Genomic DNA, 12725 nt, shown 5'->3' with positions numbered 1-12725 from the left:
GATTGATTATGTCTGTAATGTCAGTTGCAATCATTGGTACCCTTGCATATTGGTTTTTCTATGTTCTGGATCCTTATATTTTGTCATGGCAGTGTATGAACCGCCCCATCGTGGTAGCGCCAATACTGGGATTATTACTGGGGGATTTTCAGACCGGTATTATCATGGGAGCGTCCTTAGAGTCCATATTTATGGGGATTTCAGCCATCGGAGGTTCCGTTCCGGCAGATGCTCTTTCCGCCAGTATCATTGCCGTCTGTTATACCGTATTGACCGGCTCTGATTTAGAAACGGGCCTTGCCATTGCTCTTCCCATCGGTACAATTATGGCTTCCTTATCAAGTATCTTCTTATCAGTGGGCTCCGCACTGGCACCTTATTGGGAGAAGCTTGCAGTCACTAAAAAACCAGGAAACTTCCTTGTACAAAACCTTATTTTCTCAGGAATTATTTCCCCTCTGCCTAATATTATCATTATTTTCCTCGGTATTGCTTATGGGGTTACTGGTCTGAACCAGGCGTTCCAGGCACTTCCTCCATTTTTTATGACTGGTCTTACAGCAGCATCCAGCATGATGGTTGCAGTAGGATTTGCAATTCTGATTTCCATGATCTGGTCAAAGGAAGTGGCAAGCTTCTTCTTTGTGGGATATATAATGGCAAAGATTTTGAAAATGGATTCCTTATCAATCGCCATAATCGGCGCTGCGATTGCAATCACCATGTTCTTCTATGAGAAGCAGCTGATTGATATGAAAAATATGAGGATGGCAGCAGAAGAGAAGCCATCTGAGGAAGAGGAGGATTTCTTCTAATGGAAAAGAGACAATTGGGCAATACAGAAAAGAAAGTATTAAAATCCATGTTTATCCGTTCTCATTTGACATTCCTGTCCTTTAATATGACAAAGATGGAGGCCAATGGTTTTACGGCTACCATGCAGCCTGCTATAGAAGAAGTGTATAAGGACGATCCGGATGGAAAAAAGGAAGCCTATATACGGCATCAGAATTTTTTTAATACCCATGCAGTTCCGTTCTCCTTTATTGCCGGATTATCCTATGCCATGGAGAAAGAGCATAAAGAGAAGAATTCTGTTGACGGAAAGACCATTGAAAGCATAAAAGCAGCTTTGATGGGGCCCACCGCCGGTATGTTTGACTCCCTGTTCTTTAATTGTCTTAGAATTATTGCTGCCGGAGTTGCTATCGGACTTTGTTCTCAGGGGAATTTTTTGGGAGTTCCCATCTTTATTCTGCTTTATGGCGTGACACAGTCTGTATTAAAGTATTTCTGTGTAAAATTCGGATATATATACGGGACCTCATTTATTGATCAGGTTTTCAGCTCCGGACTAATGCCTGCACTTAGAAAATCGGCCTCAATACTGGGAGTTATGATGGTGGGAGCCATGACAGCCGGAATTGTTAACGTTCCCCTTAACTGGAATATCCAGATGGGGCAGACTTCTGTAGTTGTGGGAGATGTGTTAAACTCCATCTTCCCGGGAATTTTAAGCATTATTCTAGTGTTGTTTTTAATGAGTCTTATTAAGAGGGGAAGACGTCCCGTACAGTTAATCATCGGAATTTTTGCAATTGCCTTTATTGGAGCCTTTATTGGGATTTTCTGATCAGGAAAGGACAGTCAATGATAATTAAATCTAAACGAATCTATATGGAGGATGGTTTAAAGGATGGATTCCTTGCAATTGAAGAAGGGAAAATAAAAGAGTTTTTAACCAGGACCAGCGAAGACGACGTGATTGATTATGGAAACATGAGGATTATACCAGGGATTTTTGACACCCACAATCACGGAACCTGCGGCTATGGTCTGATGGATAACGGAACAAAGGAAACAGTAGCCGGATATTTAAAAGGCTGTGCATCCCAGGGTGTTACCGGTGTTTTCCCCACCGCCGGTCTATCTATGATCTCTGCTGTCGCGGATGCGGCGGCAGAGAATATAAAAGGGGCGCAGATACTGGGGATACACAGTGAAGGACCGTGGCTGAACCGTACAGGAGAAAAGGGAATTAAGACTGGCTGGCCGGAGGTGTCCATGGAAACTGCCAGGCAGATGGTCTGTGATGGAAAGGGACTTTTAAAGCTGGTAGCCCTGGCACCGGAGATACCGGGAATCGATCCGGTAATTGAGTATTTTTTGTCAGAAGGTATTACCCTTGCTCTTGCACACAGTGACTCCAATTATGAAGATGCAAAAAGGGCTTATAAAAAGGGCTTTTCCGTATCTACTCATACAGGAAATGTGATGACCGGCATGCATCACAGAGATGTGGGAGGGCTGGGTGCAGCGCTTCTTAATGAAGATGTGATGAGCGAAGTGATCTGTGACGGAATGCACATCTGCCCGGAGATGTTAAAGATTTTTTTCAGGATCAAGAAACCGGAGCATTTTATGATGATATCTGACTGTACACCATTTTCCGGTGCTCCCAGAGGCAGCTATAAAGGATTTGAAAGGGAAATGACAATTCATGTATCAGAAGGCGGATTTGTGCTTACGGATACCGGACGTCTGATGGGGTCCAGCCAGCCTGTTCTCTACGGCGTAAGTGTGCTGACAGAAAAGCTTGGGATGCCGATGGAATCTGTCTGGCCTATGTTTTCTTTAAATCCCTGCAGAATGTACGGTTTTGACAAAAACAAAGGCTCCATAAGAGCAGGAAAAGATGCTGATTTTATAGTCATAACGGATCATTACCAGGCTGCGGCAACTTTTGTTTCAGGCAGAAAAGTATATGATATGGAAGAGGGACCTGTTTTTAATCCGGATTTCTTAAAGGAATGGGGACGGGAGGAGATGCCGCATGAGTAAAAAACTGATTGTATCAGCCGATGATTTCGGCTTCAGTAAAGGTTATAACTATGGAGCTGTGAATGCTTACAGAGAGGGAATTGTAACGGTTCTTTCCCTTATGAGTAATATGGAAGCTGCTCCTCACGGTGTAGAGCTTGCAAGAAAGGAGGTACCGGAGGCAAATCTGGTTCTACATACTAATTTCGTTCAGGGAAAGCCGGTTTGTAATCCTGAATTAATTCCGTCACTTGTTGATGAAAATGGGGAGTTTTACCGCTCCTATAAATGGAAAGGGGAGGATGAGTCCGACCAGAAATGTGTGGGAGATATCGTGGTTACTGCTGAGGACTGCTATAAGGAAACTGTTGCTCAGATAAAACGGTTTCAGGAGCTGACCGGACATCTTCCCAATCATTTTGAGGGGCATTCCGTATTTAATCATAATATCAGCAAAGCCTTCCATGAGGCAGCTGCAGAATTTCAAATTCATTGCATGACAGAACCGGAAGTTGAGACGAGCCGATGGTATCCGGTCCATGAAATCATGGCAGGCAATCCTCTGGCTATGGAGATTTTAAACAGAGGCTGTACGCCCCAGGATTTTTTTGAAGACCGGTTCGGGATTCTTACCAGTCCCTTTGAATTTAACATCATTCATCTCCATCCGGGATATGTGGATGCCTATATTCTGGATTATTCTTCCCTGACAACAGCCAGATGCAGGGATTTGGAGACAGCTTGTGATCCTGCTGTGAAACAGTGGCTGCAGGATCATGATGTGGAGCTGGTGGATTTTACGGCTGTATATAAGTAAAGAAGGAGTCAAAAAAGATCATGTTTTCTAATGAACATTGCGCCCGCCGTTTACTGTTTTTACCCTATTGTACATTGGAAATTTAATATTGACAGTTAGTAAAAATCTCTATATTCTATAAATAAATAGGAATTTCCCAGTTGAACAAGAGAATGCGTATAAAAGGAGATATTAATTTATGTGTACTAGCTTTATTAAAAAGACAGAAGACAATTGTTTGATAGGCATGAACTTTGATAATAATGGGATGAGATATACCGTAAATACCAGAAAAAAAGATTGGTTTATTGTATATATTGATACAGGAAAAATCAAGACACCGAGCTTTGGTATCCATAGGTCAGGCGTATTCTTTAATAATCTCTGTGTTGATTCCAATGGAAAAGGTTGCTACAGAAGATCCACAGGTATTACACATACATCAAAATTTTTATCTGAAATTATTGACGGAAAAATCGATGTGGAAAATTTGGAAGTATATTTATCACAGACAGAAATTGTAAATGTTCCAGATTTGAGCACCCATAACATGATCTGTACAGAACAGGGAAATGTGTGGATTATTGAGCCTGGAAGAGGAAATAGATATAGAGAGTTGGGAGATGGTGAGTTTCAAATAATGACAAATGACCCTATATTTGATGTTCATGAAGAGGATAATATTTCCTGTGGACGATATAAGAAAGGAAAGGAAGTATTAAATCAGAATGTTACATTTGATGTAAGTAAGGCTTTTGAATTATTAAGTGATATGAAGCAGAACGGAATAGACTGGATTACAGTTTTCTCTCTTGTTTTTGATAAAAAAGCAAATATGGTATATTATGTTGAGAATCAAGACTTTACTTGCATCAAGGAATATGTATTTCCACAAAATGAATGAACATTAATATAGACTACTAGCTGTAATATCGGTTAGTGGTTTTTTAAGAAATGTTTAGATAAAAAAGGACATAGGAAATAGATCTCTTGATTTTAAGAGATTTTAAGAAAATTATAGATTTATTTGTACAATTCCATTACTCGTGCGTAATAAATATGGAGAAATTTATAGTTGTGGAGCAAGCTTATTGCCGACTCCGTTCATTGCTCTTATGGTTGAGTATTCGGTCATGAATAAAATTTTGCCAATGACTGAAAACCAGCCATTCTACAACCGCCTCTTATTCATTGATTTCATGGTTTAATAATACCATATGAAGGTGATCTTCCCATTTTCCATTGATTTTTAAGAACTGGGGAGAAAGACCCTCTTCTTGAAATCCAAGTTTTTGCGTTACTATAAATTTGGAGGAAAACTTTTATGACATTTAGTGAAGCAATTCAACTTTACAGGGATATTTATAAGCGATTCGAAAAAGTTGAAGGTAAACCATGGGGGGATAAATGGGGCGACAATCGAACTTTCTAAACAAGTTGGTGATTTAGCCAAATTAATAATGCTTAAAGAAAATTATTATGCGACATGTGTTAAAAAACCCGATAACCTTGATGAGAAAATCGGAGATGAATTAGCAGATATTTTGGGTCAGGTAATTCGAATTGCCGATTTTTATAATATTGATTTAGAGAATGCACATAAGAAGGCACGAATTGGTGAAGATGAATGCTTGAAATCAATAGGTGTATGATGAAATTATTATAGAATTACTTTGCAATCGTTTAAATGTGAATACTATATCTGCTTTTATGTTAGTTGTTGAGTCATCGTCCTCCACTAACTCCACTACTTAAGGATTTTCATAAAATCTTGTGAAAAAATGAAATTTGCAGTACAATAGAAGAGTATGGAGGAGAGTAGCAAATATGAACGAGAACATGGAATATCACACACATAAGGCAGAGGATGGTACCGAATATACCCATTCTCATTTACCCGGACACCCGCATAAGCATACGAATACAAAGGTGGTTATAAACCGGCTGTCCCGTGCGATCGGACATTTGGAATCTGTAAAACGCATGGTCAGTGATGAGAGAGACTGCAGCGAGGTTCTGATCCAGCTATCGGCTGTTATATCAGCACTGAATCAGACTGGAAAAGTGATCATCAAGGATCATATTGAACATTGTATTGTGGACGCAGTGGAATCAGGAGACAAGCAGGCGATTGAGGATTTAAACAAAGCAATAGACCGTTTTATTAAATAAATCAGTTTCTATTGGGAGAAAACCATATCCAGTAAAAATGAATTGCCCAAACACACTTTTCGAAGTATAATTACTTGAAGTGTGTTTTTTTATACCAACAGGCAGAAAATGTAGAAAGAGGTAGATTCATTTGTTAAATCAGTTTTCCAGAACCCAGCTGTTACTGGGGGAAGACGCTATGAAGCGTCTGTCAGAAGCGAAAGTTGCAGTATTTGGAATTGGCGGAGTGGGCGGATATGTTGTGGAAGCTCTGGTAAGAAGCGGAGTCCGTTCCTTTGTTCTTGTTGATGATGATAAGGTATGTCTGACCAATATTAACAGGCAGATTATAGCCACCAGAAAAACGGTTGGCAAATATAAAGTTGAAGTAATGAAAGAGCGGATATTAGAGATTAATCCGGATGCTGAGGTAGAGATGCACAAGTGCTTCTTTCTGCCTGAAAATGCAGGAGATTTTTCCTTTCAGGACTATGATTATGTGGTGGATGCAGTGGATACGGTGACAGCCAAGCTTCAGCTTGTGATGCAGGCCAAAGAGGCTGACGTTCCGGTTATCAGCTGTATGGGAGCCGGCAACAAATTAGATCCCACCCAGTTTGAAGTGGCTGACATTTACAAAACATCTGTATGCCCTCTTGCAAAGGTCATGAGAAGAGAATTAAAAAAACGGGGAGTTAAAAAGCTGAAAGTGGTTTATTCAAAGGAAAAGCCAACCAGGCCCATCGAGGATATGTCCATCAGCTGCAGGACAAACTGTATCTGCCCTCCAGGTGCTGCGCATAAGTGTACGGAGAGACGGGATATTCCCGGCAGCCTGTCATTTGTGCCGTCTGTTGCAGGCCTGATTATCGCCGGTGAGGTGATTAAAGATCTTGCAGCCGGGCAGCAGAAAGCGTAAAAGGAATGAGGAGATAAGGATATGGGTTCAGAATACATGGATACCTGTGAATGCAGCCTGTCATTACAGCAGCTGGAACAGATGAATCAGGCAGAGTATATTCTGGTGGACATCAGAGAGGAAAGAGCCTATCAGCATGGGGCTATCCCGGGCGCCATTCACATGGATATGGAAGCATTATCAACAGATGAGTGCACGCTTCCTAAAGAAAAAAAGGTTGTTTTGTATTGCTTAAAGGGTGTGCTCAGCGAGGAAGCGGCTGAGACTTTAAGAGAAAAAGGATATATGGCCTATAGCCTGGCAGGAGGGTATGGAGCCTGGCTCATTCAGACCATGAAGAAAGAAGAAAAGGGTCAGGGCAGGCTGGAAGAGATTGAAAAGAGTATCCGAAAGAAATTCCATAAAGAACTGTTCAGTAAATTTGCAAAAGCAATCAATGAATATGAACTGGTAAAGGAAAATGACAAGATAGCCGTGTGCATCTCAGGCGGCAAGGACTCCATGCTGATGGCGAAGCTGTTTCAAGAGATCCGGCGCCACAACAAGTTTCCTTTTGAACTGGTATTTCTTGTTATGGACCCGGGCTATCACGAAACAAACCGTCAGGTGATTGAAAACAATGCCAGACTTTTAAATATTCCCATTACCGTATTTGAAACACAGATTTTTGATGCAGTCTATGAAGTGGAGAAGTCCCCCTGCTATTTGTGTGCGAGAATGAGAAGGGGTCATTTATACAGCAAGGCGAAGGAACTGGGCTGCAATAAGATTGCACTTGGTCATCACTATGATGATGTGATTGAGACCATTCTTATGGGAATGATGTACGGAGGCCAGATCCAGACCATGATGCCAAAGCTGCACAGCACCAATTTTGAAGGTATGGAGCTGATCCGCCCGCTGTATCTCATCAGAGAAGATGATATCAAACGGTGGCGGGATTACAATGACCTTCATTTCATCCAGTGTGCATGCCGGTTTACCGATACCTGCACCACATGCAGGACAGATGGAAATACCGGTTCCAAGAGGGTGGAGATTAAGAATCTGATCAGTCAGCTGAAGGAGACCAACCCCTATATTGAAGGCAATTTATTTAAAAGTGTGGAGAATGTTAATTTAAGCACCATCATTGCTTATAAAAAGGCTGGAGCTGTTCATCATTTCCTGGATGATTATGATGAAAAAAAGACTGATAAAAAAGAAAATCAGAAAGAAAATTAGAAATAGGCTTGAAAAACATATTAACCTTGTGGTAAATTATGAATAGGAGGTTATGCATATGAAAATTTCAACGAAAGGCCGTTATGCCATCAGACTCATGATTGATCTGGCAGAGCACAATAACGGAGAATTTATCACGCTGATGGACATTGCCCAAAGGCAGGAGATATCAGAGAAGTATTTGGAATCCATAGTCTCTATTTTAAGTAAGAATAATCTCCTTATCTCTTTACGAGGAAAAGGCGGCGGCTACAAGCTTGCCAAGGACCCGGAGCTTTATACCGTGGGAAGCATTTTACGGTTAACAGAAGGATCTCTTGCGCCTGTATCCTGTCTGGAAGGGGAGACCAATAACTGTAACAGAGCCAGCCAGTGTCAGACTCTGGAGATGTGGGAAGGACTTAATAAGCTGATTAATGATTACTTTGACGGGATTACCATCGCAGATTTGATTCATAAGAATGACTATATGAATAATTATGTAATATAGGAGAATTGGGTATATTGTTTAAAGATTTTGTTGGAAAAGTTTTGTATCATTGTTATATATGTAATAACGGAAGGCAGACATCGAAAGGTGTCTGTTTTTTATTTATGCAGGAAAATATGTATCATTACATATTTGAATCATCTGAATCAGGGATAAAGCGACATTAAGGCTTTAATGCAATTGACCTTCCAAAAGTAAAGACAACCTGTTTTTTGTCGAATTTTGGAAGCTAACATGTACAATTTTAGCACTTGGGTTGAATTTTAAGTAAAATATGTTAATCTACTGTTGAAAGAAAGCCTGCCAGGTAATAGATATTTAAATTTAGTTTTAGGGAAGGAATGAATTTATGCTGAGAACAGTTTTAATATTAATTATAGTTATTGTTGGTTGTGCGGATCTAACAAGAGCAATTATGAAACATTATGGTTATAAAAAGTATAAAGGTGAAACGACAGGTACAATCATTAGTATAAGAGAATATCATAAACGAGGTTATTTCATAAAAGATATGGAGTATTATCCTACTTATAGATATATTGTGAATGGGATAGTATACGAAGAAGAATTCGATTTATATGAGGAAAAAGAAGATCTATTACAAATTGATCAGGAAAGAATGATTCAATATGATGAGAATAATCCAAAAAACTTTTTTCCTGCAGATAAGAAAAATGCATGGCGATTGACTGCTTTTAAAGATATTTTTGTAGTGACTTCATTTGCTTTATTAGAATTATATAAAAGATTTTATTAATTTCAGTGACAGAGATAAGGTAGTTGGCAGGCTTGTATACTCAAGCCTGCCTTTTAAGGTTTGCGTGCCGCCAGTGAAAGTCCGGACAAGGTAATCGCCAGTGATTCACAGCTTTATGGAATTACAGCAGTACGGACCCTTAATTCCACTTCCGTTCCTTTTCCAGGCACACTATTATAGGTTAGGCCGTACTCCGGACCGTAAAGGATCTGAAGACGGCGGTGGGTGTTAAAGACGGCGATGTTTGTTCCGGTTTTGCTGGTCCCCTTTCCGGATAAAAGACCGGAAAGCTTATCCTCAGGGATTCCCACCCCGTCATCGGAAATCAGGATCACAGCCGCATTCTCTTCCAGCCATCCGGTAATAACAATGGTTCCTCCTTTTGGAATTTTTTCCAAAAGGCCGTGGAGAATTGCATTTTCCACCACTGGCTGAAAGGTCAGCTTTGGAATGGTGCAGTCCATCATATAATCAGGCATATCGTTGACCAGATCAATGACCTGATGATACCGCATATTCTGGAGGCGGACATAGATATTTGCATGCTCCAGTTCATCTGCAATGGTGCTCAAGGTCTCTTTCCTGCTCAGCGTCAGTTTGTAAAAACGGGAAAGATCCACAATTGCTTCCGATACCTCATCGGTTCGCCCCTGTTTTGCCAGCCAGTTGATCATGTCCATGGTGTTATAGAGAAAATGGGGATTTATTTGAGCCTGGAGCGTGTGAAACTCGGCAAGCCTTAAATCTTCAGCGGCTTTGTTCTGCTCCGCAATCAATTGATTCATGGCTCTGGTCATATAGTTGTAGGTATCAATCAATCCACCGATCTCATCGTGATACACAGAATCAGGCAGAGGGGTGGGAGGGCCGGAGCGGACTCTGGACATCTGAAGAATGACGGAGGAAATCCGGTTGGTGATGGAATGAGATAGTTTGGTTGCAATTAAAAATGCAGTTATGATGCAAATGAGATAGATGAAGAAGAAGCCTATCACAATAAGGACACTTTTCTGGATGATGGATTTGGTGGGAATGACGGCAACCATAAACCAGTTTGTTTTTTGTATGTGATAAAAACCTGCATAAACATCTTCTCCCAGAATCTTTTTCATGATAAAGTTATCGGATGACATAAAATAATCCCGGACCTTGCCATAACTGAAATGATAAATACCGGCAAGTCCATGATTGGAGGTGGCCACCGTGCTGTCCCTGTCATTAATAATATAGGCTACACTGGTATCCCTGGATAAATTGTTTTTCAGAAGACTTGTAAAAGGGGCCTTGGAATAGTAAATGGCAATATAACAGGTGCGCAAATCCTCATTATAGGGAATGGAAGCTTTTGTTATAAAGGCCATATCTCCGGATTCCTTTACCTCTATGGGACTTAAATAAAACTCAGGGCAGAAAAGTGAGCTATAAGAACGGTTTCCCTGAAAAATACCATGCCAGTACGCACCTCTGGCTTCGCTCATAGGACGGAAGATTCGTCTGGTGTCTTTCTTGTAAAAGATGGGCTGGGAATTTGGAAGATCCATGTAAATGCGTATGTCGGTTATGTATTCTCCATCAATGGTTTTTTCCGCCAGTCTGCAAAAGTCTATGGCATCAGCAGAATCCGTGAGCGGGTCAGCGGTCCGGTAATCCCTGGAATGGAACAACTTCCGGTAATAGGGATGCCCTTCGAGGTCTTTTTGTGCGGTAAGAATGGTATCAATGAGCAGATCGATCTGTGGTATGGTCATTGCAGAGGCTGTCTGTTCTGAGCGGACTGTATAAGCTAAAACCATATTGTAGAGTTTTCCGTAAAAAAAGAGAAACATAACCAGCATGGGAATGGTGGTAATGAGCAGATGGGTAATGGTGAATTTTGTTTGCAGCATCATATTGTTGTAATAAGTCTTTGCCCTTCGTATCGGATGTCTCATTTCAGCATTTTCTCCCTGTAATCAGATGGTGATAAGCCAGTCAGCTTTTTGAAACTTTTACTAAAGTAATTTCCGTTGCTGTAACCTACTTTTAAAGAGATATCGGCAATCTGATAACCAGGATCCGCCAAAAGTTCCTTTGCTTTTTTCAACCGGTATTCCGTGAGATACTGATTGATGGTCTGCCCGGTTTCATTTTTAAAATAGGTACATACGTAAGAGGCAGATAAGAAGACCTCATTGCCGATATCGCGAACCGATAGAGAATCATTATGATAGTGAGTGTGGATGTAATCTTTTATCAGAAATATAGTGGAATTATCCGGCATATAGGACCTGGCTGATTCAAAGAGCAGCTCTGTCTTTTGCTTCAGCTTTTCATGAAGCTCATTGAAACTAAAACAGATTTCAAGAAGCTTCATGGCATTTTCCGGTTCTGCTGCCGGAGCCAGCCGAAGCTGCTGGCGGCAGTCTTCTAATGCCATGAAAAGCTTATAATACAGGTCTCTTGCTTCATGGGGAAATATATTTATCTGCTGATAAAATTCATGATGCAGCTGTAAAAGCAAATCTTTAACCGTGTTTAAGTCCTTTGATAAGATAGCGTCTGAAAGGAGGGAAACATAACGGTCATAAGAACCATTGCCTGGCTTTTCTGTGTTTACGGTCATCTTTTTTTCAGGTTTAAAATAGGTGCCTGAATCAAAGAAAAAACTGCTTTGCATAAGGGAAACTGCGCTGGCATAGGATCCGTAGGCTTTCGAGATGCCGGTGTATGTCTCTCCTTTGCTGATATAAAATGCACATGTCTGCTGAAAGCAGTTTTTTAAAAATGCACCGATCCGATCCATGGACGGGGAAGAAGGCGGTGCAGGAGATACGATGTGAAAAATGTGGTATTGGATGTATTTTGAAATATAGTAAACTCTGTTACAGGAATAGGAAAGGAATATTTCCAGATCGGTCAGTATTTGATTCATGTGATTTAAATCTGCCCGGCTTTGCTCCACTTTTACAACAAAGGAGGTAACACTTAAGGAAGGCGTAAGTTTGATATTCAGTTCCTTTGCCAAAACAGCAATGGTTTCTCTGCTGTCTTTATATGGCTGAGTCAGGGCAGCGGCAAAAGATGAGTCCGCTTCTCTGGAATAAAACAACTCATTTTTTACGGTTTTCATATTTTGTCTGACGCAGTGATAAGCCTCTTTTATGGTAGCGGCCACTTCTGCGGGATCCAGCGGTTTTTCTACGTAGTTTATGGCTTTCAGGCGTATGGCGGCCTTTAAATATTCTTTGTCGGAATAGCCGCTCATAAAGATAAAAGTGGAATTGGGGAGAAGCTTCTCCAGCCGTTCCACCAGCTCAATCCCGTTCATTCTGGGCATTCTCACATCACTTAAAACGATTTCCGGTCTGACTTCTCTGGCAATCCGAAGTCCGCTTACGCCGTCTTCGGCCTGGAACAGCGTAAAGATTCCCAAAGACTCCCAATCAATGGAATTGATCAGACCGATTCGTGTAAGCTCTTCATCATCAACAATCAGTAATTTCATTGCAGTACCCCCAACCAGCAATAATATAGTTCTATTTTAACTAAATAAAGAAAGAAAACAAGGAAAAATAGTAAAATAAATCAT

General features: G+C 40.8%; 13 protein-coding genes. 11 read left to right on the top strand and 2 right to left on the bottom strand.

The features are described from left to right. Window positions 1-8 precede the first annotated feature (8 nt). From RZO55_RS10240 to RZO55_RS10190, 11 genes are all read left to right on the top strand, one after another. The gene (locus tag RZO55_RS10240) at window positions 9-815 is read left to right on the top strand and encodes a PTS sugar transporter subunit IIC (RefSeq protein WP_318064181.1); all 807 of its coding nucleotides are present in this window, start codon (window positions 9-11) and stop codon (window positions 813-815) included. Continuing rightward, window positions 815-1633 carry a PTS system mannose/fructose/sorbose family transporter subunit IID gene (locus tag RZO55_RS10235; protein ID WP_318064180.1) on the top strand — a complete coding sequence of 273 codons (819 nt, stop codon included), beginning with the start codon at window positions 815-817 and terminating at the stop codon, window positions 1631-1633. Before RZO55_RS10240 ends, RZO55_RS10235 begins: the two co-directional genes overlap by 1 nt. Window positions 1634-1650: 17 nt before the next feature. Beyond that, complete coding sequence (locus RZO55_RS10230) at window positions 1651-2841, top strand: N-acetylglucosamine-6-phosphate deacetylase (RefSeq protein WP_318064179.1); 1191 nt, start codon at window positions 1651-1653, stop codon at window positions 2839-2841. After that, the gene (locus tag RZO55_RS10225; protein ID WP_318064178.1) at window positions 2834-3637 is read left to right on the top strand and encodes a ChbG/HpnK family deacetylase; all 804 of its coding nucleotides are present in this window, start codon (window positions 2834-2836) and stop codon (window positions 3635-3637) included. The genes RZO55_RS10230 and RZO55_RS10225 overlap by 8 nt, the downstream gene beginning before the upstream one ends. A 178-nt stretch (window positions 3638-3815) precedes the next feature. Continuing rightward, window positions 3816-4520, top strand: a complete 705-nt coding sequence (locus tag RZO55_RS10220; RefSeq protein WP_318064177.1) for a hypothetical protein — start codon at window positions 3816-3818, stop codon at window positions 4518-4520. A gap of 430 nt (window positions 4521-4950) precedes the next feature. After that, the gene (locus tag RZO55_RS10215) at window positions 4951-5268 is read left to right on the top strand and encodes a MazG-like family protein (protein WP_318064176.1); all 318 of its coding nucleotides are present in this window, start codon (window positions 4951-4953) and stop codon (window positions 5266-5268) included. A gap of 187 nt (window positions 5269-5455) precedes the next feature. Continuing rightward, window positions 5456-5788: a metal-sensing transcriptional repressor gene (locus RZO55_RS10210; RefSeq protein WP_439100048.1), complete on the top strand. Its 333-nt coding sequence runs from the start codon at window positions 5456-5458 to the stop codon at window positions 5786-5788. A 130-nt stretch (window positions 5789-5918) separates the two neighbouring features. Beyond that, window positions 5919-6686, top strand: a complete 768-nt coding sequence (locus RZO55_RS10205) for a tRNA threonylcarbamoyladenosine dehydratase (RefSeq protein ID WP_318064174.1) — start codon at window positions 5919-5921, stop codon at window positions 6684-6686. 21 nt (window positions 6687-6707) lie between these two features. Then, window positions 6708-7910: a rhodanese-like domain-containing protein gene (locus tag RZO55_RS10200; RefSeq protein WP_318064173.1), complete on the top strand. Its 1203-nt coding sequence runs from the start codon at window positions 6708-6710 to the stop codon at window positions 7908-7910. Window positions 7911-7968: 58 nt separating this feature from the next. Then, complete coding sequence (locus RZO55_RS10195; RefSeq protein WP_318064172.1) at window positions 7969-8400, top strand: RrF2 family transcriptional regulator; 432 nt, start codon at window positions 7969-7971, stop codon at window positions 8398-8400. A gap of 349 nt (window positions 8401-8749) precedes the next feature. Further along, window positions 8750-9157, top strand: coding sequence for a hypothetical protein (locus tag RZO55_RS10190; protein ID WP_318064171.1), 408 nt, complete (start codon window positions 8750-8752; stop codon window positions 9155-9157). A gap of 113 nt (window positions 9158-9270) precedes the next feature. Here RZO55_RS10190 and RZO55_RS10185 read toward each other — a convergent pair whose 3' ends face one another. Both RZO55_RS10185 and RZO55_RS10180 read right to left on the bottom strand, forming a co-directional pair. After that, the gene (locus RZO55_RS10185) at window positions 9271-11088 is read right to left on the bottom strand and encodes a sensor histidine kinase (RefSeq protein ID WP_318064170.1); all 1818 of its coding nucleotides are present in this window, start codon (window positions 11086-11088) and stop codon (window positions 9271-9273) included. Continuing rightward, window positions 11085-12641: a helix-turn-helix domain-containing protein gene (locus RZO55_RS10180; RefSeq protein ID WP_318064169.1), complete on the bottom strand. Its 1557-nt coding sequence runs from the start codon at window positions 12639-12641 to the stop codon at window positions 11085-11087. The genes RZO55_RS10185 and RZO55_RS10180 overlap by 4 nt, the downstream gene beginning before the upstream one ends. Window positions 12642-12725: the final 84 nt, after the last annotated feature.

Source organism: Clostridium boliviensis, assembly GCF_033342255.1.
GTDB lineage: Bacteria > Bacillota > Clostridia > Lachnospirales > Lachnospiraceae > Lacrimispora > Lacrimispora boliviensis.
Note: the sequence above shows the minus strand (reverse complement) of the source record. Positions and strands in the feature narration are given on the sequence as shown.